This window comes from Streptomyces sp. A18, from assembly GCF_059026065.1.
On sequence record NZ_JBWLKL010000002.1, the window covers coordinates 477,035 to 499,438 of the forward strand.

Sequence of the window (22,404 nt, forward strand, 5' to 3'; positions counted from 1 at the left end):
CGGGGGATGCACCAGCAACCGGGCTACCTGAACGGTAACAAGAGATCTGCTCTGGGCAAATTCGATCTCGAATATCCAGACAGGGATTCACCTGCGACGACGGGGAGTTGTGACGGGAGTCACGCCTTCCATCCGACTGACTGGTGGGTCAGCTCAGTGTCACCTGGCGGTTGGTGAGACCGCCGCGCGCCCTGCGCTCGTCCGGCGTGAGCGGGGCATCGTCGGCGAGCGCCGTCGCGAGCCGCTCGGCGAACTCGGCGGCGGGCTTCTCGATGTCCTCGGCGCCCATTCCGCTCGGCAGGTCCCACACCGGCACCGTCAGACCGTGCGCACGGAAGGAGCCGACCAGCCGGGTGCCCTCGCCCAGGCTCGACGTACCTGCGGCGTGCAGCCGGGCGAGCGCGTCCAGGAGCTGCTCCTCGGGGTGCGGCATGACCCAGCGGAGGTGGTTCTTCTCCGGGGTCTCGCACCAGTAGGCGCTGTCCACGCCGGAGAGCTTCACGGTCGGGATCGCGGCGGCGTTGGCCCGCTCCAGGGACGCGGAGACCTCCGTGGACGCGTTCTCCGAGTCAGGCACCCAGAACTCGAAGCCCTCGTGCACGATCGGCTCGAACGCGCCGTCGGGGTCGAGGACGTCCTGCAGGCGCGGCCCGTCGGCGGGGGCGCGGCGGGCCTGGACCGGGGAGCCGGGCTCGGCGGTCAGGGCGCGCTGGAGGGTGTCGGCGAGGTCGCGGCTGATGTCGCCGGACGCGGTGTCGTTCTGCAGGCCGAGCAGGACCGAGCCGTCGTCGCGGCGCAGCGCGGGCCAGGCCATCGGCAGGACGGTCGCCAGGGAGACGGAGGGCACGCCCTCCGGCAGCCCGTCCTTGAGGGGCAGTTCGACGGTCGCCGCCGGGACGAGCTCGCGCAGAGCCACCCAGTCGCCCTCGCCGGGCAGCCCTTCGAAGGGGCGCTGCACCAGCTCGGTCACCGCGTGCGCGGCGGCCCGGCCGTGACAGGCCTTGTAGCGGCGGCCCGAACCGCAGGGGCAGGGTTCGCGGGCACCGACGACAGGAACCTGCCCGTCCGTCAGCTGCGGCTGCTTGCCCTTGGTCTGAGGGCGCTTCTTGGCCATCTTGGGTGTCTCCCGGATGCGGCTTTCCAGCGTGGCTCTTCGTACGTCTTGGGCGTACGGGCGCGAGCCTAGCCGCTCACCCAGAGGGCGTCGGGATTCAGCCTGAGTCAGTGAAGCCGCCGAGCGAGGTCTTCAGTCGAGTTCGTCGAAGGGGTCCGCGTACGCGAGCTCCGGTCTCACGGCGCCCGACGGGGCCGCGACAGCGCCCGACGGGGTCGCGACGCGCGTAGCGAAGTCCTCGTGGCGGTGTCCGGCATGTACGGCCGCCCACACCGTGACCTCGCCATGGGTGTCGTCGCGCACGCCCCACGCGTCGGCGAGGGCCGTGATGATGTTCAGCCCGCGACCGCCGTGCGCGGTGACCGAGGGCGTCGCAGGAACGGGGCGGGTCGGGCCGCCACCGTCCGTCACCTCGACCGTCAACCTGCCTGTCGCTTCCACGCGCCAGGCGGCACGGACATCACCGTCGCCGACCATTCCTTCGCCCAGCGGCCTGCCGTGCCGGCAGGCATTGCTGAGCAATTCCGAAAGGATCAGTACGGCATCGTCGACGACCGTTTCCGGCACTCCGTTCCTGCGCAGTTGTTCGCGCATCCGGTGCCTTGCTTCTCCCACGCCCGCCGGGCCATGGGGTACGGCCATGCTCGACGACGCGGGCACCTCCCGTGCCACCACCAACGCCACCCCCGAGACCTCCTTCGCCCCACGCCACGGTGTGAATGCCCCAATGGACTGGACCGGAAACCGGCCAATCCTTGTGCGGTGACGCACTCGTAACGATCGAATACGGACCGAACGCGCCGGTGCACTCCCTGTAATCGGCGCGGTGGCGGTTAGCGGCGGCCCAACTGGGACAGCACCTGCTTGGGGCGATTGGTGATGATGGCGTCGACACCGAGTTCGACGCAGAGCTCCACGTCCTCGGGCTCGTTCACGGTCCACACGTGCACCCGGTGGCCCGCACGTTTGAGTTTGGCCACGTAGGCGGGGTGATTGCGGACGATCCGCATGCCCGGTCCGGCGATTCGAACACCTTCGGGGAGGCGGCCGTCGCGGTGGCGCGGCGAGACGAACTGCATCAAGTAGACGGTCGGCAGAGTGGGGGACGCGGCCCGCACCCGCTGCAGGGAGCGTGCCGAGAAGCTCATGACGCGTACGGGAGAGGGGCCGTCGGAGGGCGGGGAATCCAGACCGAAGCGCTTCAGTAGAAGAAGCAGCCTTTCCTCCACCTGGCCCGCCCAGCGGGTGGGGTGCTTGGTCTCGATGGCCAGCTGGACGTCGCGCCCCGAAGCATTGCTTTCGGCCACCAGCTCCAGGAGCCGCTCCAGGGTGAGGACGGAGGTGTCCTCCCAGTCGGGGCCCTCGTCGGCCTCACCGTGGTTGTTCTTCCAGGAGCCGAAGTCGAGCGCGGCGAGATCGGCGAGCTCCAGGGCCGACACGGCTCCGCGGCCGTTCGACGTTCGGTTCACGCGGCGGTCGTGGACGCAGACGAGGTGTCCGTCCGCGGTGAGGCGTACATCGCATTCGAGAGCGTCGGCGCCGTCCTCGACCGCCTTCTTGTACGCGGCCAGCGTGTGCTCGGGGGCGTCATCGGAGGCTCCACGGTGGGCGACGACCTGGATCTGTTGCTGTCGTGCGAGGGTCACCGCGTCATCGTGCCATTACGGGGTACCTGCAGGTGTGTCCAAGGGTGGCGAACACCGAGCCGGACGCAGCACACACAGCCGGATCCACAGGATCGGCTTATGGTGCCCTGACAGCCCATGGGAAAAGCTGACTGCAGACACATGCACAGTTGGGCACAGCCAGGCCGTGACCGAGAACGACAGCGTGGACCGAGGAGAAGAGCTGTGAGCACCGAGAACGAGGGCAACGAGGTACCCCCGGCCCCGTCAGCGCCTCCTGTGCCGGTGGAATCTCCCGCTGCTTCCGCCGAGCCCGCACCGACCGCTTCCGGCGCGCACGACCCCGCCGCGCACGCCCCGGCGGCGCCCCCTGCCGCCGCGTCCGCCCACGACTCTGCGGCACACCAGGCTCCCCCGCACGCCGGAGTCGCCGCGGGCGCGCCCCCGCACGCCTCCGGAGCAGGGGCCTGGCCGCCTCCGCCGCCGCCCGCGGTTCCTTCGTACGCCCAAGGAGGAGGCTCCGGATGGGGCGCGTCGTACGCGGCGCAGCACCCGGAGGGCCCGAAGCCCGCCGGGCGGCGCGGTGGCCTGATCGCCGCGGTGCTCGTGGCGGCTCTGGTCGCCGGCGGTGTCGGCGGCGGCATCGGCTTCTGGGCGGCCGACAGGAACGACAACAGCACGGGCTCGACCACGGTGTCCGCGTCGGACACCCCGGCCGACCTCAAGCGCGAGCCCGGCACGGTGGCCGGCATCGCCAAGCAGGCGCTGCCCAGCGTCGTCACCGTCGAGGCCCAGGGTGGCAACGGAGAGGGTGGCACGGGCACCGGCTTCGTCTACGACAAGCAGGGCCACATCCTCACGAACAACCACGTGGTGGCCTCCGCGGCCGACGGCGGAAAGGTCGCGGCGACCTTCTCGGACGGCAAGAAGTACGACGCCGAGGTGGTCGGCCGCGCCGAGGGCTATGACGTCGCCGTCCTCAAGCTCAAGAGCCCGCCGTCGAACCTGAAGCCGCTCCCCCTCGGCAACTCCGACAAGGTGGCCGTCGGCGACTCGACGATCGCCATCGGCGCCCCCTTCGGCCTCTCGAACACGGTCACCACCGGCATCGTCAGCGCCAAGGACCGCCCGGTGACCTCCAGCGACGGAGCCAGCAGCAAGAGCTCGTACATGAGCGCCCTGCAGACCGACGCCTCCATCAACCCCGGCAACTCCGGCGGCCCGTTGCTCGACGCGGGCGGCGCGGTCATCGGCATCAACTCCGCGATCAAGCCGGCGGAGAGCGGCGGCGGCCTCGGCGGAGGGGGCCAGTCCGGCTCCATCGGCCTGGGCTTCGCGATCCCGGTCAACCAGGCCAAGTACGTCGCCCAGCAGCTGATCAAGAACGGCCAGGCCGTCTACCCCGTGATCGGCGCCTCGGTCTCCCTGGCGGAGAGCACGGGCGGCGCCACGATCTCCCAGGAGGGCGCGAGCGGTTCACAGGCGGTCACCCCGAACGGCCCCGCGGACAAGGCGGGCCTCAAGCCCGGCGACGTCATCACGAAGCTGGACGACACGGTGATCGACAGCGGCCCGACCCTCATCGGCCAGATCTGGACCCACAAGCCGGGCGACACGGTCGAGATCACGTACACGCGCGACGGCAAGGAGCACACGGTCGACGTGGTCCTGGGCCAGCGCAAGGGCGAGAGCTGACCCGCTACTCTTGTCCCCGCACCGCCCTGATGGATGGTGCGGGGTGGGTTGCCCGAGCGGCCTAAGGGAACGGTCTTGAAAACCGTCGTGGCGAGAGTCACCGTGGGTTCAAATCCCACACCCACCGCTTGCAGGTCAGACGGATTGCAGGTCAGAAGGGGTGTCTCTCACTGAGAGACACCCCTTCTGCGTTCAGCCTGTCTCACCCCGTATCGGGGGTATACCACCTCTGACCAGCACGTGCGGGCCATACGCGGGCCAGGATCAGCCCCCGTCCGACGCATCCAAGCCCGCCTGAATAAGCCGGTTGGCGTGGTCCGAAGAGCCCTTCAGGATCTTGGCGTAGAAGCGGTAGAGCACGGCGATGCTGTGGCCCGCTCGGTACGCCACCTCTGCCGGGTCGACGCCCTGTTTGATCCACAGCGATACGGCGGCATGGCGGAGGCTGTACGGGACGTCAGCCAACTTCGACTGGGCCTCTTTAGGGTTGAGGACGGCTTCGCGAGCCTCTCCCCAGACTTCGCAGTACTCCGTTGACCGGACTCGTCCACCGCCGGCCGCGCGGAACAACCGACCGTCCGGGGCGGCCCCGTATCGCGCGAGGTGCGAGCGCACCATCCGGACGTACACCGGCGGGATCGGCACGGAACGCACAGCGTCCTTCGCGCGGTGCTTCAGGCCGCGCTTGTCGTGTGACTTGCCGCTGTCCGTCCAGCCTGCTCCGACTTCGGGGTGGCTCTCCGAGACGAGAACCTCGCCCCAGGCGTCGGGCCTGTCTTCCTGCGGCAGGTTGAAGTCCTCCTCGCGCAGGGCCGCAGCTTCCGCGGGGCGTGTGGCCAGGTAGTAGATCGCGCCGTAGAACGCCTCCAAATGCTCACCACGGGTGCCCTGCTTAGCTACAGCGGTGAGCAGATCGCGGGCGAGCCGGGGGCCGGGCACGTACCGGAAGTCGACCTCATCCGACGTGGTGGGTGCGGTCCAGTCGACCGCGAGGAAAGGGTGACGGGGCAACAGCGCGCGCTCCTCTACGGCGTACCGAAACGCGTTGCTCAGGACCATCCGTTTCCGGTTGGCCGTGTTCTCCGCAGCCTTTTTCCCGTTCAGGAGCTTGGACAGAGCCGCGAATGCCGCACGGACCTGTTCCGGTTTCGCGGCGTCAACGACTTTGAGGGAATGGGAGGCGATCCAGTCGAGGGCCTTCCTGATCTCAGCCGGGACGTCCTCAGCATCGCAGCGCGCCACGTACTCGCCGGTCTCGGATTCCACGGCGCGGAATGCCCACTGGTATAGCGCCTCCCGCAGAACTCCGGGGTCAGGCCGCCCCTTCTGCGTGGTCACGAACACCGGGGTGACGACGGCGAGGGATTCGGCGATGCTTGCCCGGTGCTTCGCCGCGGCACTTGGCCACTTCATCAGGGCGTACGCCTTCGCGTGCTCGAACCAGGTCGGCATGGAGAGTGCGGCCCACTCCTTCTCGGGCAGGCCGGTTTCCACGTCGAACCGCTGGCCGCCCTGTAGGGCGGCCATGAGCTGGGACCGGCGTCCGTCCGCCTGCGGTTTCGTCAAATAGCTCTTGGAATGCGACTCGGGGCCGACGAACCAGCGCACTTCCCACGGCCGCGGGCGTCCGGAGCGGCGGCGGATGGACCAGAAGACGACTTCGAACGTGAGCATGTTTCTCCAGGGCGGAAGAGAGCCCGCCCCGGGATGCGGGGCGGGCTCAGGAGGGGTGTCGTCAAATGGCGCGTTCTTCGCAGCGCTCCCACCAGTCGTCAAGGTCAGCACGTCGAACGCGCAGTTGACCGTTGGGGAGCTTGCGGAGGCGGGGGGCCTGGCCGCGGGCGCGCATGCGGTAGAAGGCGGCGCGGCTCATGCCGATCTCGGTGAGGACTTCGGGAAGCTTGAGCATCTGGGGGCGTACCACGGCCGACTCCTTTGAGGCTGAGGGCATCGGGGTCTCGTGTCTGTCCGAGGTGCGGATTTCTGCGTCACCGCGTCATCTGCGTCATTTGTTGGTCTGACCTGCGGTTTTGAGTGACGCAGTGGTTCGGGGTGTGTCATTGGCGCGTCATCCCTCCGTCACCGGTGACGCGGGTGACGCGGGATGACGCAGCCGTAGCCGTCTGCGTCACCGCTTTCGCCGCTGGTCACCGGCCGTTTCCCGGTGTCCGGTGACGCGGGTGACGCAGGACTCCTCTCTTAGGAAAAGAGAAGGGGAGGTTCTGTAGGTGGGGCGCGGCTCAGAACGTGGAGAAGGAGCCGCTTCGCGGCGCGACCCTCGGGCGGCGCCCTGCGCCGAACAGCAAGAAGAGCACCGGGGCGGGGTGCTCTTCTTGCTTGTTCACCACGCGGCGCCGCAGATCAGAACGCCGCTTCCTGCTGCTCCGGGGGCGGCCCGGTGGGTCGGGCCATCTCGATGTAGCGGGCGGTTTTGGTGCGGCCCCAGTCGATGAGGACGCCGCGGGCGGCGAGGGTCGGCTGAAGCCGCTTCAGCCGGTCGGAGAGGACCTTGCCCGTGGTGGGCCACCCCTTGGGCAGGGGGTGGTAGTCCTCGCCGGTGTAGAGCTGGGTGAGGCAGTGCAGCCACTCGGCAGAGGCCATCCGCTGTTCTGCCCCTGCGTCCAGGCCAGCGGCGTGCTTGAGGACAGTCTGCGCGAGTAGGTCGCCCTCGATGACGTCGTCGTTCAGGTCGTCCAGGCTTGCCCGATAGGCGTTGAGCGCGCCGAGGCCGGTGGCCGCGTCGAGCTGCGCGCACAGGTGCGCGAAGTCGGCCATCCGCAGGTCGGTCGGGATGTCTGCTTCGGCGCTACGGACCTTGACCGTGAGGTCGAGGAGGGACCCGAGCACCATGGGCAGGATCTCTTCGAACTCCGCCCACAGCTCCGCTTCCGTGCGTCGGACGCGGGGGCGTTCGAGTCGGAGCGGCAGGAGGCGTTCGGCGAGGTCGGGGCGGATGACGCCGACATCGATGCCGGTCATGAGCAGGGGCCGGCGGTAGCCGACGCGGAAGACGTCCCCGTCGGTGAACAGGGCGCGCTTGACGTTCTCGGCCCCGGTGACGATGCAGCACATGGCGTCTGCCAGATCCGGGGTCATGTGGGAGAGGTTGTCCAAGGCGGTGACCCATCCGGCCGCCACGGCCGCGATCAGGTTCTCCTCATCCTTCGGCGCGCGCCGCAGGTCGCCGCTCATGCCCTCGATGATCCGTACGAGCATCCGCCCACCGGTGGACTTGCCCGCGCCCTGTGGGCCGGTGAGGAACGGAGCAGGGACGGGAACAGACGGGCCCAAGCAGCCGATGAGCCAGGCGATGGCCAGGCACTCGGTCTCTGCGGTGGCGAAGTTGCACAGCCTCATCAGGAGGTCGATGCCCTTGCCCTCGGTGTCCTTGACCGGCAGTGGGAGTTCGCCGGTGAGCTGGGTGCGCCGCCAGCACACCTCACGGGGGTCGGGGGTGAGGATGTCCCAGCCGGTGGGGTGGATGCGGACGGACTGCCCGTCATCGCGGCCCAGGTCCAGCCACGTCGCCCCGTCGAATCCGGGGGCCACGCGGATGTACACGGGCTGCACACCCTCGTACAGCGCGAGTGCCTCGATGAGGTCCAACGCCTCTTTGAGCGCGGACCCGTTGAACACGCCGCACCCGTCCTTGAACAGGCCGACCATGAGTTCCTGCCGGTGGCTGCCCGTGGTGCCCTGTGAGCGGATCGGGCGGGCCACGGGGTGGCCGTTCTTCTGCGCGTACACGGTGCCGTCGCCGGTGCGGAAGTACCGGAAGTGCGCCTGCGCGTACTCGGAGATGACCTCGCGAGCCGGGGTCTTTTCGTCGTCGGACATGGCTACAGTCCCAACCTCGTACGGGCGTTCGTCCACGCGTCGGTGCAGTGTCGGGCCGTCTCGCCCTTGGCCTGCGCGGCGGCGAACAGCCGCGCCATGTGGTCCTCGGTGAGGCAGCCACACCGGCCGTGCGCGGACAGCACTGCAAGGAACGTGCGGTAGACGGTCGCGTGGATGCCGCTGGATGCCTCGGTGATGCGCTGTTCCGCCATGGCGATGCCGCGCTCCAGGAACGCGGGCGTGCGGTGCCTGCACACCTCGCCAGCGGACCGCGCGGGCCCGGCGACGGCAAGAGGCACGGGACGGACTGCGGGAGCCTCCCTCACGGCCAGTGCGCGGACAGCATCCGGCAGGGCCCCGAGGTGGCCGCTGCCGGGGCCGAGCCACCGCGCGTAGGACATCGTCGACTTGATGTCGACGCCGTCCCGCACCGCGTTCGCGGACTGCATGGCGCTGCGGTAGATCCAGTGCTGTCCGCGCGTGGTGGCCACGGTCCGGGTGGCCGGCAGGGAGCTTCGGGCCCAGGCGACCGCGTCGGCGTGGTCGAGGTCGACGACAGTCAGGCCCGCACCGCCGGGGTGGTAGGCGACCGCCGCCGCGTCACGCCAGGCACCGGCCCACTCGGGCGAGTTGAGGATGGCGGGGTCGGTGGTGGCGGCGGCCCACGCGTGGCAGGGAGCCGGACAGGAGCAGGGGCCGGGGGTCTTCATGTTCGGCCGGCCGCCGCACACGTTCTTGGCGCAGGACCGGCAGTTGCCGAACGGCACTTTCCCCACCCGCAGGGGTAGGACCGGCACGCCGGAGGTCGCGAGGCTCAGAGCGGTACGCAGATGCTCGTTCATGCGGCAGCCCTCCGTTCGACGCGCGCGGCAGTGGGGGGATCGAGCAGGAGCCGGTAGGCGTGGTGGGCCTGTTGGGGTACGACGCCGTTGCCGATGATCCGCAGCTGTTCTTTGCGGGGGATGTCCGGCACGGCGGTTACCCAGCCGGCCGGGAGACCCATGAGCCACTCCGCGAAGGCGGGGGCCAGGCGGCGGTTGCCGCGCATGCCGGGCTCGGTCGGGCAGGGTGCCGCACGGCCGGTGACGTGCTCCCACCGACGGATGGCCGGTCCGTAGTCGGTGCCGCCGGTCGAGATCCACCGTTCATCGAGCCGAACGGCTTGGCCGGGCAGGTAGTAGTTACCTTTGGTGTCGCGCTGATTGGGGCCGCCGTGCGGACCATCGGAGGCTTTTGGGGTGGGTAGCAGCCTCAGCCGGCGGGTGGGGGTGGCAGCTTGGTCACGGCGGTGCGTAGGTTCATCCCACCCCGGCGCTTCGGACTCGTACCTGGTCCGCCAGTGCCGTCCGCCGTGGTCGGGGTCGGCATCAGCGGGATGGGCGAGGCAGAACCAGCGGTCGCGTTCGTGCGGGGCGCCGATTTCGGGGTCACCAGCTCGTAGACATGTCCAGCGCGCGTCATACCCGTGCGCGGCCAGGTCCGCGGCGACGACGTCCAGCCCCCGCGAGCGGAGCGCCGCCACGTTTTCCAGGAAGACGAGGCGCGGTCGAAGGACGCCCACAGCCTCAGCGACGTTTTTCCAGACCTTCGACCACTGGCCATTGATCCCATCCCTTCGTCCGGCGTTCGAGGTGTTGCGGCAGGGGAAGCCGGCGCAGACCACATCCGGCCGGTACAGGTCGCGGACCTCCTGCCAGTCGGCACGGGTGATGTCCCCGAGGTTGGGCACGCCCGCATGACGGGCGCTGTGAACGGCGGCGGCGTATGGGTCGTTCTCCGCGATCGCGACGACGTGGCCGCCGATGCGAGCGCGCACGGCGGCTTCCAGGCCGCCGTAGCCGGCGCACAGTCCGACGATGCGGGGCGGCGAGCCGGGGGCTCGCCGAAAGTCGGTGAGTTGAGTCATGCTGGTTGTCTCCTGCTCTCTCGGAGGGATGGGAGAACCCGGGGCGGGCGCGGCTTGTGGAAGAGATGGCGCCCGCCCCGGGCGTACTTACTGGTGCTTGATCCAGTGGGTGTACTGCTGGCGGACGTAGTGGCGTGGGTCGCAGATGACGGCCGCGTCGTCCAGGTCCATGAGCCGCTCTGCAGCTTCGGTCGCCACGTCGGCCGCGCCGCTGGCGTAGGGCGCCTCCTGGAGGGCGATGCGGTCCAGGACTGCGGCCTTGCGGAGCCAGAAGTCACGCGGCAGCCGGGTGCCGGACGGTTTGCTCGCGGCCTGGTCGGCGGTCCACGTGATCTCGCTGATGATGCTCGGGGCGAGCGCGTACGTCTCCTCAGCGGTGGGCCACGGGCCGGTGTTCGTGCAGTGGTCGGCCGTGACGTACAGGCGCGTGCGCTGCTTGTCACGGGTGGGGTACTCGCGGACCGGACCGACGGTGAATGCCGCGGACAGGGCGCCGTTGACGCGGGTGGTGTCGGCCGGGTCGCAGATGACGCGGATCTCGAACATCGTTCAGTGCTCCTTGTGTGCGGTGGTGGGGGCGAGTTGAGGCAGGCCCGCCTCGGTGAGGGCCGTGGGGTCGAAGCCAGGCAGGGCGGCGCGGGTGAGCAGCGCGGTGGCGAGCTGTTCGGCATAGGCGGCGCCGGATCGGGCCACCTCGATCTGGGCTCCGGCCTTGAGGGCTTCGACGCGTTCGATGTGGGCGTGTTCCTCGTGGCGTTCGGTGGTGTGCCGCTCGTGCGCGATCCGGTCGCGGCGGTCGGTGCGCCAGTAGCGGGCCGCGAGCCCGTAGGCGGCGACGGTGGCCAGCACCCACAGCAGCAGGGGCAGAGACAGGCCGTCGGAGTATCCGGCGATGCCGGTGAAGGCGAGCGCGCCGCAGGTAGCGAACGCGGTTCCGGCGATGACGCGGTCCCCGGCGTAGCCGGTGGAGGCGAAGACGCCGGCCGCGCCCGCGGCGAGCGAGAGCGCGGTCATCAGCACGGCGTTGCCGGTGCTGTGTTCGGCGCCGTTGGCGTTCCAGATGCGGGCCAGGATCAGCACGGTCGAGGTGGCCAGCGCAGGCGCGGCCTTGGGGGCGATGATGGCCAGCCAGTGCCGGGCGATGATCTGTTCGTTCACGACGGTCAGGCCTCCGATCACAGGTCGGGGATGGCGTTGATAACGGCGCGGGTCAGTTCGTTGATGGGTCCCGAAGCGCCGGTGGAGGCGAGGAAGAACCCGAACATCACGGCGATGAACGCGCTGCCGTAGCCGAGGGTCTTGGAGCGGAGCAAGAAGAACAGGACCAGTCCGAAGAGCAGGATGAGCGAGACGGTGACGGCCATGGGTCAGCCCTTCTTGGCGAACGGGGGCGTGGCGGTCTGGGGGGTGTCGGTCTGGCCTTCGCGGTAGATGCGCAGCCACTGGTTGTAGAGGCGGCGGCCGACGCGCACGCGCTTGCCGTAGCCGTGGCAGCGGCGGCAGTCCTTGCCGCGCTTGAGGGCGCCGCGCCGGGTCCGCTTGATGGCGTGGCCCATGCCGTGGCAGCGGCGGCAGTCACCGAACGGACTGCCCGCACACAAGCCGACGTAACAGAGTGTGACTATGAGTAGGCAGGCGCTAGCAACGAGGTAGGGGGTCATGAGGGTGCCCTCCAGGGCGGATTTAGGGGATTCCCGCAGGTGAGGTGCTAGATGCGAGTTCCCTGATCAGACAGGGAATGGGGTGCTAGCGGGGCTGCTAGGTCTAGCACCGGTGGGGTGCTAGACCTAGCAGCGGTCCGCGTCAGCCCTTGCCGGGCTTTCCGTCACGTTCAGTGATGGCGTTGAGGATGTCGGCGCGGGCGATGCCGCGCCGGGTGGTGCCCTTGCCCTTGTCGCTGGTGCCCCAGACGTCCTGTGCGCTGACACCGTGGGGGCGCAGGTTCTTGGCGACCGTCTCGGCCTTCCAGCCGCTGTAGACGTCGGGGCGCAGGTCGGCAAGACGGGTGGCGACCTTCTCGTTCCACACCTTGTCCTCGTCGGCCGCCACTACCTTCAGCACGTCGGCCAGCAGATCGAAGGTGGCCGCTTCGGTCTCGGGGAGCTGGCCGACGGCGTGGCCGGTGACGTTGCCGTACTCCTCACGCATGGCGCGGGCACGGGCCACGACCTGTTCGGCGCCGACCGCATCCACGAACGCGGAGGCGACGATGCGCGGGTCATCTCCTTCACCGGCCATCCAGCAGATGCCGCGGTCGGTGCGGGAGAACATCGTGGCCCGGTATCCGGCCTTGTACATCGAGGTGCCCAGCACCATGTCGTTGGCCGGCTGCGCCATGACCTTCAGGCAGAACCGCAGCACCGCGTTCGCGGAGATGCCGGTGGGCAGCGACTTCGCGTCCGGGCGCTGCGTGCCGAACAGCATCGTCATCCCCAGCGCCGGTCCGCGCTTGCCCAGGTCGGTGCAGATCTCCTCGATCTCGGCGCCGAACTTCTCGTGCTCGAAAGGGACCTGGCACTCATCGAACCCGGCCACGATCGGATGCAGCCGAAGGCTCTTGTCGTTGGCCAGCTCCGGGGTCACCTTCGACTCCGGGCACCGCGAGCGCGGCAGCGACTTGATGACCTTCGCCCGCCGCCGCAGCTCGGTGCGCAGCTCGCGCAGGGCGTGCAGCACGTACTCGATGTCCTCGTCCTCGTCGCCCGCCCGGTAGCGGTGGCAGACGGGTTCCAGGGCGCCGAAGTCGCCGGTGCCCTTGAAGTCGAACGCGTGGACTTCCGCGCGCGGGTCGAGAGCGGCGATGAGCAGGAACAGCCGCATCAGGAACGTCTTGCCCATACGCGGGATGGACCCGACGATGACCGACGCGAACATCAGCGTCACGGACACGTCGCCCATGCGCTGGTCGTTGCCGAACACAACCGGCTTGAACAGGTCCACGCTGCCCGACTTCAGCAGCGGCCAGGCCGGTTTGGTCGTCTCGTTCATCGGCTTGTCCCCGACCCACAGCACGAGCCGCCCCTCGTGCTCGTCCGGGTCGGAAGAGGGCCACACACAGCCGACCTTCCGCCGCAGGCCCGAAGCGAGCGACTTGCGGGCCTCCATGATGTCCTCCGGCGTCACACCCCACGGAAGGTCGAGATCGGCACGGTAGCCAGGCCCGTCCCGCGTGATTTCGGAGGTGAACCGCATCCCGTTCATGTCGCCGCCCTTCTTGATGGCGGCGTTCAGCTTCGGGTTGCCGATGTTGTCCAGCGCGCGCAGCACGATCGAGGTGGTCAGCTTCTCCAACTCGGTCTTCAGCACCGCCCGCCCGATCACGGGCTCATCGGCCTTGCCGCCCTTGAACCCAGCGGCCAGCACAGCGGCCGACGCGAACAGCACCAGCCAGCCCGGCGCCAGCACGTAGCAGGCCATCGCCAGCGGCACCCCGATGAGCCCGGCAATCGCCATGACCAGCATGCGCAGCCGGACGCGGCGATCGCGCTGGCGGGACAGCTTCAGGTACTCGCCGGTGTTCTCGTGCTCCACCTCATACGTGCGCAGCGGAGCGGCTTCGGCATCCCACACCCACCGGTTGGTCTGCGAGATCAGCCGCGCCGCACCCTGCGGGGCGTCCATGGACAGCCGCAGCACGTACCAAGGGGTGCGGATGCCGTGGAACGCCGTGGCGTAGAAGGCGTTGCCGGCGGCGCGCTGCGCGGTCGAGATGAAACCCGGCTTGGACTTCAGCCAGGACGGCAGGATCGGCTTGCGCTTGTAGGTGGTGATCCCGGGGCCCGGCAGGGTCGACGGGTCGGCCGGACGCGTCGGCGTGGAGTCGCCCGACTCCTCGTCGTCCTCGTCGGCCGACGGGTCGGCGGTGCGCACAGCCGACTCGGTGGCCGTCGAGTCGGCCGACTCGATGCCCGTCCGGTCGGGCGACCCGGCGCGGGCGCTGCGGGCCTTGTCGAGGTCGACTACCTCGCCGGTGCGGTCGGCGTTCATGTCGGCTTCGAGACGTTCGAAGAACTCGTGATTTTCGTCGGGGTGATTCACTGAAGACTCCCCTTCAGGGATGGAAGGTGGCGGGCCCGGCCGACGCTGTGAGAGGTAGGCGGTCGGGCCCGTCGCGCGATGAAGGTAGGGCAGTCCAAGCAGGGGAAGGGGGCCAGTTTGGCCCCCTGTCCCAACCTGTCCCCTGCCTCAGGCAGCGCGCTGTTCTTCGGGGTAGGCGCAGGGCACGCACATGCCGAGCGAGCTCGGGATGACGTATCCGGCGTCCGTGCGGCAGACCGGGCAGGTACGGCGGGCGCACATCGCCTTGGCGAGCGCGACCCGCTTGCCCGGCGTCATGGGACGCACCGGCAAGGCACGGTCGACGCGGTAGAGGTAGGCGACTAGCGGGCCGCGCCGGTAGCGCGGACGCAGCACCTGAGCGGCCACCTCCTGGCCTCCCGGCCGCAGTCCGAGAGCCCGGAGCTGACGGCGGGTGGCGAGGCCCTTCGGGGCGTAGCGCCAGGGGTAAGTCGGTATGCCGAACTTGCCGCCTGAAGGGCAGTAGCACTTAGCGGGAGTCAGCGACGACATCAGGCGGCCACGCGCTCTTCGCGAAGGTCGTGAAGCCGGGCGTTGACCCACCCGATCGACCAGCCACACAGTTCCGCCGTCTGTCGCACCGGCATGTCGACTGCGTACGCGGCGGCCACGATCCGACGCGCCTCACCCTCCGCCAGCTTGCTCTGCGCCGGCCCCCGGTTCAGGAGTTCGGCGCGTTCACGCTCAGCCCACTCCACTCGTTCACGGCGTTCACGCTCCACGCTCTGAGCGCGCTCGCGCTGTTCCGCTTCGGCGCGCTCGCGGGCCTGGCGTTCACGCGTCAGCCGCTCGCGTTCACGCTGTTCATCCTCGCGTTCACGGCGTTCACGAGCCTCCCGCTCGGCAGCCTTCGCCCGCTCGCGAGCTTCGCGCTCCTCACGGCGCACGCGCTCTTCCCGCTCGGCTTGCTCGCGGGCCAAGCTGGCATCGTGGTCACGCTGTTCACGCGCGAGGCGCTCGGTGTGCTCGCGCTCCTCGCGGGCCTCGGTACGGGCCCGCTCAGCACGCTCACGGGCCACCTTCTCCCGTTCCTCGCGCTCGGCCTTGTGCGTGGCTTCCAGGCTGCTGACGGCCCGTGCGATGGCCCGCCGGTAGGCGAGGCCCGTCTCGGCCGTGACGATGAGCAGGAGAGGCGCCACGGCGTGGACGGACATGCCGACCAGGTCTTTCTTCAGCGCGGAATCAGCGGTGTTGAGGGCCAGGGTCATCAGCCCGGTCATCCAGCGCAGCACGACCGGCCAGCGTCCGCCGTGCCCACCGAGGCGGGCCAGCACGTCATCGAGCTTGACCACGATGACCACCGCAGCGTCTACCACGAGCGGCAGGATCGGCGCCGTCCACTTCCACGCGTCGGCGGTGTGCTTGGCCATCAGCGGCGTGACCGTGAGGATGGAGTAGAGCATCGCCCCGCACACGATCAGCCACGTGCCGACCGACAGTGCCCTTTCCGCTGAACGGATATGAACAGCGTTCACGCCGCACCCCCGACCGGTTCCGCGAGGGGGGTGAGCGAGCCGCGGAAACCGCGCGACGTGGCATCGTGCGTGAACGTCGCGAGCAGCCATTCCGCATCCGCCCAGAACACCCGAGCCCGGCCCCACGTTGCGTCGGCGGGGGCTCCATGAGTGGCGGTGTCAGCGTAGGCGTCCTCACGGCTGCGGTAGACCATGGCCGGGGTGCCGTAGTGCAGCAGCACGAACACCGTCCGCGGCGCTGCGAGTGCCTCGGTGAGTTCCTCGCGCAGGCGCCGCAGCCCGATGTCCTTCAGCAAGAGGTCTTCCTGAGCGGTGCTCAGTTCGTCCAGGGCACCAGAGAGGAGTGCGCCGATCTCGTCCGCGGTCTTCTCCGCACGCTCCGTGCGGCCGGTGAGGTCGAACAGCTCGACGGTGTGCCGGCCGGATGCCTTTTTCGCGGCCTCGGTCGCTTCGCGGGCGCGCTCAAACGCGGCGTGTGTGTCGGCTTCGAGCAGCGCGAGGCGCTTGCGGGTGACGATGCGGATCATGCCGCCGCCCCCTTCCGAACTCGACGGGAACGGGCGGTGGGCCGGGCGAGCGGAACGACGTTGAACAGCTCCGGCGCGTGCTCCTCGATCACCGCGGCGGCGATCCGAATCGCGTCCTCGGTCATGCCGGGGTTGTCGGCGAGGATGTCGCGGGCCGCGTCCAGACGGGCCGCGCGCTCCATCTCGCTCTCACCCTCCACCCCGAGCCACAGTTCAACCGGTGTGCCAAGGGCGAGTTCAACGAAGTCGGTACTGGTCATGGCCTGGTGGCCGCTGATGTACGAACGCATGACGAAACTCCTGGTCACAGAGGGATGGGAGGGACACCAGGGCGGGCGCGGCTTGTGGAGAGACGACGCCCGCCCCGGGCGGAAGAGTGAGTGCCCCGGCCGGGAGTCGAACCCGGCCTTGCGACCATCGGGGCGGCAGTGCAGATGAGCTGTGGCGGCTTCAGGGGGCCGATGAAACAGCCGCGTGGAGGATGTCGATGTGGTCGAACGCGAGCGGCGGCAGAGCGCTCAGCGGCCACCACTGCGCGTTCGTCGCGTCATCGCCCGCCTCAACGGCCGTTCCGGGCAGGACCGTCAGCTGGTAGGCGACGGTGACGTACCGGCCGCGAGGATCGCGGTCGGGCTGGTCGAACGTTCCGACCTGCTCCAACTCCGCCGGCGCCGCGTACACCCCGGCCTCCTCGCCAAGCTCGCGGGCAGCGGCGGCGCGACTCGTCTCGCCGGAGTCGACGTGCCCGCCCGGAAGGGCCCACTGACCCTTGAAGGGGTCCCAGCCGCGCTCGATCAGGAGCACGTATCCGTCAGTCGTGGTGACAACGACATCGGCGGTGTAGCGAATGACCTCGGGGTTCTCCATGGCTGCTCCCTGTGTCGGTGGCTGGCAGGTGTGTCGGAGCGCCCCGGCCGGGAGTCGAACCCGGCCTTACGACCATCGAGGCGGATGTGCGGTCAGCGCCCGGCGCGGCGCTAGCCGCCGCGAGCGGTTGAAGGTGACCGGTTGGCCGCGGCGCTCTCGCGCTCACGGACCTGGGATGGAGCGGCGCCGCCGTGCCGATCAACCACGGCCGCGCCCATCGCATTCGTCGACTCACTGCCACTCCTTCAATCGGCTGAACAGGGGATACGCACTGCAAGGGGGACCAAGTCCCCACCCTCCGGCCGTTGCTCGCGGTCACCGGGCCACCTCGCCAGTACGGGCCGAAACCCTGTTCCACCTGGCCTTTAGCGGGATTTGCAGCGTCCCCGCCCTCTGCCATGCGCCTCACAAGTTCTTGAGGTACATGTAGTACGTGTTCCTCATCATGCAGAGAGGTGTTCGCGGCGTCAAGCCCTTCGGCTTTTTGGATTTCGCGAGCCCCTCGCGCTCGATGTGCTTACAGACTCGCCCCGGGGGCGAAGACGTTCGACCCCGCACATGTACGACCTGTGCACGACTTAGGTACGGTGAAGTCGTCCCAAGTCGTCCCAACGCAGTGGGAGTTCGACGTGGCCAACGAGAGGCTTCGCGGCGCGATAGTCGAGAGCGGCATGACACTTGACCAGGTGGGGGCCAGGCTCGGGGTGTCGGCCAAGACCGTAGAACGCTGGATCAACCACGCGAAGCGCAAGCCGTACAGGCGCTTCCAGTACGCGACCGCCTCGCTCCTGCAATGCGAGGTGTCCTACCTGTGGCCGGAAGAGCAGACCTCAGCGGAGGTCACGGAGGCCGGGAACGCTGAGCTGGTCAAGCTGTACCCGCACCGATCCGTCGTGCCAAAGCAGCTCTGGAACAAGCTCTACGAGCAGACCCGGGAGAGGTTCGACGTTGTCGTGTACTCCGGCTTCTGGCTCACAGAGGATGCCTCGTTCCACCGCATCGTCAAAGAGAAGTCATCGGCCGGCGTACCGATCCGCTTCATGCTCGGAGACCCGGACTGCCCCGCTGTGGCCGTTCGCGGTGAAGACGAGGGGATCGGCCCGGCTATGGCCAGCAAGATTCGGAATGCGCTGGTCAACTACCGGCCCCTCTTCGGGCTCCCCGGTGTCGAGTTCCGACTTCACCGCACCACGCTTTACAACTCGCTGTACCGCGCCGATGACGAGATGCTCGCGAACGGCCACCTGTACGGCGTCGGGGCCTACATGGCTCCCGTACTTCACATCCAACGCGTTCCAGGGGGCGAGTTGTTCGACGCCTACGCTGAGAGCATCGAACGAGTCTGGGAGACCGCCCGCCCCATTTCGTCCCCCACGGATCTCGGAGGAACGACCGCATGAGCCGAATCGACTACTACCGCGACCCGAATGCCCCCAAGGCGAACTCTGTGGTCCCCTCGGTCACCGCAGTCGTGCGGGATGACGCGGGGCGAATCCTGCTCATCCACAAGACGGACAACGACTTGTGGGCGGTCCCCGGCGGTGGCCACGACATCGGCGAGAGCGTCAGCGACACCGTCGTACGGGAGGTGCTGGAAGAGACCGGGATCACCGTCGAAATCGACAACATCGTGGGGCTCTACACAGACCCGCGGCATGTGATGGCGTACGACGACGGTGAAGTCCGCCAACAGTTCTCGATCTGCTTCCGGGCCCACCCCACCGGGGGCTCCCTGCGTACGAGCAGCGAGTCGAAAGAGGTCCGCTGGATAGACCCGGCGGACCTCGATGACCTGGACATCCACCCGTCAATGCGCCTACGCATTCAGCACGGCCTGGACGACTCACACCAGGCTCCCTACATCGGCTGACCGTCGGTACGGGCCTCAACGAGGCGTCCTTCCACGCGCCGCGCGGCTGCGTGAATCTCCGGTGCCGCCCGCTGAATGAAGCGGCCCACGATGGTGTCGGGCCCGTATCGATTCACGATCTCGTCAAGGCGGGCGGCTGCCGTCGTCTCCGTGCCGTCCGGGGTGGTGGTCATGTCGCAGAAGAGGAGCGCGTCGACGAGGTCGGGCCGCTCTAGGTCAAACTCGCTTTCCAGCTCCTGCCGGAGTCCCCGCTCCTCAGCTTCCAAGAGAGCGCACGAGTGGTGAGCCACGAGGCGGACAACCCGTTCGTCCACGCCTTCCTGCTGGCGAAGAAACCGCGCGCCGTCCAGAGGGTGGAAGCCAGTGACCGCAACGTCCGGCGAGTAGCCGATGTCATGCAGCACTGCGGCTGCTTCCAGCAGCTCCGCGTCGTCACCGAGAATCGGGGCCAGCGAACGAGCACGCTTGGCCACTCCAAGGGAGTGTTCCCACCTGCGCGGCAGGGGCTCGGACAGCAACGATTCGGATAGCGGGTACGCCCACTCAGTCAGTCCCATGGCTGCCAAGATTACGACCGCCTCGCCGAGGACGGGAGAGCGCGCACGGTCCGCCCCTTGCCGTGAACGGTGGCGAGCAAGCCGTTCCCTTCCATCAAGGCAAGGCCACGACGTACCGCCGTGCGAGAGGCGGCGAACCTCTCGCAGAGCTTCGCTTCGGACGGGAAGGGCGCGCCCACCTCAAGACCGTCGTCCTTGATTATTGCGGTCATCCGGTCCACCAGTGGCCGTCGGTCACCGCCTTGCGCTACACGCCAACCGATCCCGGGCGCGGACTCAAGCACGCCCTCGGCTTCGAGCGACTTGAGAGCGCGCCGGATCGTGTTGCGAGAGACTCCGTGCAGCTGCATGAGGTCAGCCTCAGACGGCAGGCCGTCGACGAACTCGCCGTCCGTGACCCCCTTCCTCAGTGCTTCCGAGATGACCAGGTAGGTACCGCGCGGGCTGGCCTCCGACACTTGGGTTCCCCTCACCATGCTCCAATGCTCGATGCCAAGCGTGCCACGGTCCATCTGTTGAGCCTGCTTTTTGCCCGCCTGCGGGCCATGTGCGGGCCAGGCAGATCATGCGGGCGGTTGGATAATCGCTCCTGTGCAGGTCAGCCCGCTCTTCCCTGCTGCACAGATGGCGGTCTTGAAAACCGTCGTGGCGCGAGTCACCGTGGGTTCAAATCCCACACCCACCGCGTGACGGTCGGCGTGTGCGCCGGCCGAAGGCAGAAGGGTGCCTCTCATGGAGAGGCACCCTTTTCGCATGCACCGGCCCGTTCGCATGCACCGCCCCGTCCGGCCGGGGGTGGTGCCAGTGACACCCCCGAGAGGGCGGGTCGCCGTATGTCGCGGGGCGTTCGGATTCGCGAACGTGGAGGACGTCAGCACGGCACGTCCCCACCGCGATGATTCGAGGTCCGTCATGAGTACCAGTGCACTGCCCTACGCAGCCGCTCCCACCGCTCCCTCACCCGTGCGTTCCGCAGGGTCCCCGGGCTTCTGGCGGGCGCCGTTCGCCGCCTCCACCTACCGGGAGATCGGCTACACCGTGACGTCGTTGCCCGTCGCCATCCTGGGCTTCACCTTCGCCGTCACGATGTTCGCGCTCGGCATGGGGCTGTTCGTCACCGTGCTCGGACTGCCGGTCCTCGCCGCCGCGTTGGCCGGGGCGCGAGGGCTGGGGGCCGTCGAGCGGGGGCGGGCGCGGGGGCTGCTGGGGCTTGACGTCGCCGGTCCCGATGCCGTGGAGACGTCGCGGGATGCGGGTGTGTGGGCGGCCATGCGGGCACGGCTCTCGGACGGTGCGGGCTGGCGGGCGCTGCTCTTCCAGGTCGTGATGTTCCCGTCCCGGGTGGCGTCCTTCGTGCTCAGCGTGACCTTCCTGGTCACCGGCTGGGTGGTGGCGCTTCTTCCGGCGTACTCCTGGGTGTTCCCGCGCTACCTCGACTGGCCCGGCTACCGGTTGTTCGACTACACCTCCGGCGGCGAGCACCACGCGTTCTACCTGGAGTCGCCGGTGCAGATCGCGGGGGCGTCCCTGCTCGGCCTCGCCATCGTCTTCCTCACGCCGAAGCTGGTCCGCGCCCTGACGAACATCGACCGTGCCGCGGTGCGTTCGCTGCTCGGATAGTCGCCGACGGTCACGCGGGGCCCGTGAGCCGCGCCGCCGACGCGATCGTCGAGCGTGCCTCGCGCTCCGTGAGGCCGACCCGGAGTGCGGCATCGGTGAGGTCCTTGGTCAGGGCCTCGCCGATGCCGTTCTCGTACGCGCGGCAAGCGGCCCAGAACAGGCGGGTGTTGCGCTGGCCCTCGTGTGCGGCGAGCACGAACTGGACCAGGCCCTGGCCCCGCTGGACCGGGGCGGGCACGTGCGGGAGCGCGGGCTGATGGGTGCGGGGCGGGGGCGTGAGCAGGCGTAGGAGTGCGGGTGGGCAGGTCGCTGGAGGGAGATGGGCCGTACCGGGTACGGCGCTGTAGACGCCATACTCGGTGCGCGAACCCGGGCCGACGAGATAGCCGCCCGCGCCCCGGATGTCGATGCCGGGGGCGAGCCGGCCCGCCGAGTTGGGGATGACGGCTTCGGGCGGGCCCGCGAGCCAGATGTGGCGGCCACCGCTGGGGGTCGCCACGACGACCGTGGCCGGGATCGTGAACAGGTGGTGCAGCGCCAGCTCCCGCAGGGCCGCGGGAGCGTCCGTACCGGACTTGGTGTCCAGGTCGATGCCGATCAGGTGGTACGGGGGCAGCCCGCACGCGATGCCATAGCCGGTGGCCCAGGGGGCGGCCGCGAAGAGTTCGCGGATGCGGCGCGGGTCGCTCGACGCGTCGTACACGCCGTGTCCGAGGCGGCCGCATTCGCCGTGGCAGGGGATCGGTTCGGGCTGTTCGTGGTGGGGGGAGCGGAGCGCCGGCAGCTTGGTCCGGGAGAGGGGGATGACGGCGAGGCCGCGCTCGGCGGCGGACAGGGCGTGGGCGAGTGCGAGTGCTGTGGCATGGCGGTCGATGGTGGCCATGACTTCATTTTCGTACAAGTGTTCGAAGAAAGGAAGGGGGGCGGGCGCGACGCGCGGGCGACACGCGGGCGCGCCCGTCGACCTTCACGAAATGGCGGAACGCTTCAGCGCGTGCGGCGACTGGGTTTGGGTCGGGTTCAGGGGGCTGAGCTGGGGCTTTAGTGGAGCGAAGCGTGTTTATCGACTTGTACTCACGCTTGCGGGGGAATCGGGGCTTCCGGGGTGGTTCGCCGGGGATTCGGTGGGCAACTCTGGACTCGCGACGTCGTGCAGAACCCCCCGGGGCGGTCGGCCAACTGCCTTGGGAACAGCCGTACTTCAGGTGCTTCCGGCACATCGCCGGTGCGTACC

The 22,404-nt window shown here is 69.1% G+C and carries 25 protein-coding genes and 2 tRNA genes; 6 read left to right on the forward strand and 21 right to left on the reverse strand.

Features of this window, described 5'->3' with window-relative positions:
• Positions 1 to 148 precede the first annotated feature (148 nt).
• The 3 genes from AC5P1C_RS04960 to AC5P1C_RS04970 all read right to left on the reverse strand — a co-directional run bounded on the left by AC5P1C_RS04960 (position 149) and on the right by AC5P1C_RS04970 (position 2,760).
• Positions 149 to 1,114, reverse strand: a complete 966-nt coding sequence (locus AC5P1C_RS04960; protein ID WP_493864405.1) for a DUF5926 family protein — start codon at positions 1,112 to 1,114, stop codon at positions 149 to 151.
• A gap of 132 nt (positions 1,115 to 1,246) precedes the next feature.
• Complete coding sequence (locus tag AC5P1C_RS04965) at positions 1,247 to 1,885, reverse strand: ATP-binding protein (RefSeq protein ID WP_493864406.1); 639 nt, start codon at positions 1,883 to 1,885, stop codon at positions 1,247 to 1,249.
• A gap of 62 nt (positions 1,886 to 1,947) precedes the next feature.
• Complete coding sequence (locus AC5P1C_RS04970; protein WP_493864407.1) at positions 1,948 to 2,760, reverse strand: glycerophosphodiester phosphodiesterase; 813 nt, start codon at positions 2,758 to 2,760, stop codon at positions 1,948 to 1,950.
• Between the two features lie 204 nt (positions 2,761 to 2,964).
• On the opposite strand from AC5P1C_RS04970, the gene AC5P1C_RS04975 reads away from it, so the two are divergent.
• On the forward strand, positions 2,965 to 4,434 hold the full coding sequence (locus tag AC5P1C_RS04975; protein WP_493864408.1) for a S1C family serine protease: 1,470 nt from the start codon (positions 2,965 to 2,967) through the stop codon (positions 4,432 to 4,434).
• Between the two features lie 42 nt (positions 4,435 to 4,476).
• Positions 4,477 to 4,561 (forward strand) — tRNA-Ser (locus AC5P1C_RS04980).
• Positions 4,562 to 4,698: 137 nt separating this feature from the next.
• Here AC5P1C_RS04980 and AC5P1C_RS04985 read toward each other — a convergent pair.
• The 15 genes from AC5P1C_RS04985 to AC5P1C_RS05055 form a co-directional block, all read right to left on the reverse strand.
• Positions 4,699 to 6,108 carry a tyrosine-type recombinase/integrase gene (locus tag AC5P1C_RS04985; RefSeq protein WP_493864409.1) on the reverse strand — a complete coding sequence of 470 codons (1,410 nt, stop codon included), beginning with the start codon at positions 6,106 to 6,108 and terminating at the stop codon, positions 4,699 to 4,701.
• Positions 6,109 to 6,169: 61 nt separating this feature from the next.
• Positions 6,170 to 6,358, reverse strand: coding sequence for a helix-turn-helix transcriptional regulator (locus AC5P1C_RS04990; RefSeq protein WP_493864410.1), 189 nt, complete (start codon positions 6,356 to 6,358; stop codon positions 6,170 to 6,172).
• A 437-nt stretch (positions 6,359 to 6,795) separates the two neighbouring features.
• Complete coding sequence (locus AC5P1C_RS04995) at positions 6,796 to 8,271, reverse strand: AICE element replication initiation protein (protein ID WP_493864411.1); 1,476 nt, start codon at positions 8,269 to 8,271, stop codon at positions 6,796 to 6,798.
• Positions 8,272 to 8,273: 2 nt separating this feature from the next.
• The gene (locus tag AC5P1C_RS05000; RefSeq protein WP_493864412.1) at positions 8,274 to 9,113 is read right to left on the reverse strand and encodes a bifunctional DNA primase/polymerase; all 840 of its coding nucleotides are present in this window, start codon (positions 9,111 to 9,113) and stop codon (positions 8,274 to 8,276) included.
• Positions 9,110 to 10,177, reverse strand: coding sequence for a DNA cytosine methyltransferase (locus AC5P1C_RS05005; protein WP_493864413.1), 1,068 nt, complete (start codon positions 10,175 to 10,177; stop codon positions 9,110 to 9,112). The genes AC5P1C_RS05000 and AC5P1C_RS05005 overlap by 4 nt, the downstream gene beginning before the upstream one ends.
• 87 nt (positions 10,178 to 10,264) lie before the next feature.
• Positions 10,265 to 10,723: a hypothetical protein gene (locus AC5P1C_RS05010; RefSeq protein ID WP_493864414.1), complete on the reverse strand. Its 459-nt coding sequence runs from the start codon at positions 10,721 to 10,723 to the stop codon at positions 10,265 to 10,267.
• Positions 10,724 to 10,726: 3 nt separating this feature from the next.
• Entirely contained in the window at positions 10,727 to 11,335 is a 609-nt protein-coding gene (locus AC5P1C_RS05015) for a hypothetical protein (RefSeq protein WP_493864415.1), read from the reverse strand.
• A 17-nt stretch (positions 11,336 to 11,352) separates the two neighbouring features.
• Positions 11,353 to 11,541 (reverse strand): hypothetical protein, encoded by a 189-nt coding sequence (locus tag AC5P1C_RS05020; RefSeq protein ID WP_493864416.1) that lies wholly within the window; start codon positions 11,539 to 11,541, stop codon positions 11,353 to 11,355.
• A 3-nt stretch (positions 11,542 to 11,544) separates the two neighbouring features.
• Positions 11,545 to 11,733: a hypothetical protein gene (locus tag AC5P1C_RS05025; RefSeq protein WP_493864417.1), complete on the reverse strand. Its 189-nt coding sequence runs from the start codon at positions 11,731 to 11,733 to the stop codon at positions 11,545 to 11,547.
• 247 nt (positions 11,734 to 11,980) lie between these two features.
• Positions 11,981 to 14,215, reverse strand: a complete 2,235-nt coding sequence (locus tag AC5P1C_RS05030) for a cell division protein FtsK (RefSeq protein WP_493864418.1) — start codon at positions 14,213 to 14,215, stop codon at positions 11,981 to 11,983.
• Positions 14,216 to 14,362: 147 nt separating this feature from the next.
• On the reverse strand, positions 14,363 to 14,746 hold the full coding sequence (locus AC5P1C_RS05035) for an RRQRL motif-containing zinc-binding protein (RefSeq protein ID WP_493864419.1): 384 nt from the start codon (positions 14,744 to 14,746) through the stop codon (positions 14,363 to 14,365).
• Positions 14,746 to 15,729, reverse strand: coding sequence for a DUF2637 domain-containing protein (locus AC5P1C_RS05040; protein ID WP_493864530.1), 984 nt, complete (start codon positions 15,727 to 15,729; stop codon positions 14,746 to 14,748). Before AC5P1C_RS05040 ends, AC5P1C_RS05035 begins: the two co-directional genes overlap by 1 nt.
• Positions 15,726 to 16,256 (reverse strand): hypothetical protein, encoded by a 531-nt coding sequence (locus AC5P1C_RS05045; protein WP_493864420.1) that lies wholly within the window; start codon positions 16,254 to 16,256, stop codon positions 15,726 to 15,728. The genes AC5P1C_RS05040 and AC5P1C_RS05045 overlap by 4 nt, the downstream gene beginning before the upstream one ends.
• Complete coding sequence (locus AC5P1C_RS05050; RefSeq protein WP_493864421.1) at positions 16,253 to 16,546, reverse strand: hypothetical protein; 294 nt, start codon at positions 16,544 to 16,546, stop codon at positions 16,253 to 16,255. Before AC5P1C_RS05050 ends, AC5P1C_RS05045 begins: the two co-directional genes overlap by 4 nt.
• A gap of 160 nt (positions 16,547 to 16,706) precedes the next feature.
• On the reverse strand, positions 16,707 to 17,123 hold the full coding sequence (locus tag AC5P1C_RS05055; RefSeq protein ID WP_493864422.1) for an NUDIX domain-containing protein: 417 nt from the start codon (positions 17,121 to 17,123) through the stop codon (positions 16,707 to 16,709).
• 629 nt (positions 17,124 to 17,752) lie between these two features.
• Between AC5P1C_RS05055 and AC5P1C_RS05060 the strand changes: the two genes are divergently transcribed.
• Positions 17,753 to 18,523, forward strand: coding sequence for an XRE family transcriptional regulator (locus tag AC5P1C_RS05060; RefSeq protein WP_493864423.1), 771 nt, complete (start codon positions 17,753 to 17,755; stop codon positions 18,521 to 18,523).
• Positions 18,520 to 18,993, forward strand: a complete 474-nt coding sequence (locus AC5P1C_RS05065) for an NUDIX hydrolase (RefSeq protein ID WP_493864424.1) — start codon at positions 18,520 to 18,522, stop codon at positions 18,991 to 18,993. Before AC5P1C_RS05060 ends, AC5P1C_RS05065 begins: the two co-directional genes overlap by 4 nt.
• Here AC5P1C_RS05065 and AC5P1C_RS05070 read toward each other — a convergent pair.
• Complete coding sequence (locus AC5P1C_RS05070) at positions 18,981 to 19,550, reverse strand: HD domain-containing protein (protein WP_493864425.1); 570 nt, start codon at positions 19,548 to 19,550, stop codon at positions 18,981 to 18,983. The genes AC5P1C_RS05065 and AC5P1C_RS05070 overlap by 13 nt on opposite strands.
• An 11-nt stretch (positions 19,551 to 19,561) precedes the next feature.
• Positions 19,562 to 20,008, reverse strand: coding sequence for a GntR family transcriptional regulator (locus AC5P1C_RS05075; RefSeq protein WP_493864531.1), 447 nt, complete (start codon positions 20,006 to 20,008; stop codon positions 19,562 to 19,564).
• Between the two features lie 113 nt (positions 20,009 to 20,121).
• Between AC5P1C_RS05075 and AC5P1C_RS05080 the strand changes: the two genes are divergently transcribed.
• Together AC5P1C_RS05080 and AC5P1C_RS05085 are read left to right on the forward strand one after the other, a co-directional pair.
• Positions 20,122 to 20,237 (forward strand) — tRNA-Ser (locus AC5P1C_RS05080).
• Between the two features lie 225 nt (positions 20,238 to 20,462).
• The gene (locus AC5P1C_RS05085; RefSeq protein WP_493864426.1) at positions 20,463 to 21,170 is read left to right on the forward strand and encodes a sensor domain-containing protein; all 708 of its coding nucleotides are present in this window, start codon (positions 20,463 to 20,465) and stop codon (positions 21,168 to 21,170) included.
• Between the two features lie 10 nt (positions 21,171 to 21,180).
• On the opposite strand, the gene AC5P1C_RS05090 is transcribed toward AC5P1C_RS05085, so the two are convergent.
• On the reverse strand, positions 21,181 to 22,053 hold the full coding sequence (locus AC5P1C_RS05090; protein WP_493864427.1) for a bifunctional DNA primase/polymerase: 873 nt from the start codon (positions 22,051 to 22,053) through the stop codon (positions 21,181 to 21,183).
• Positions 22,054 to 22,404 lie beyond the last annotated feature (351 nt).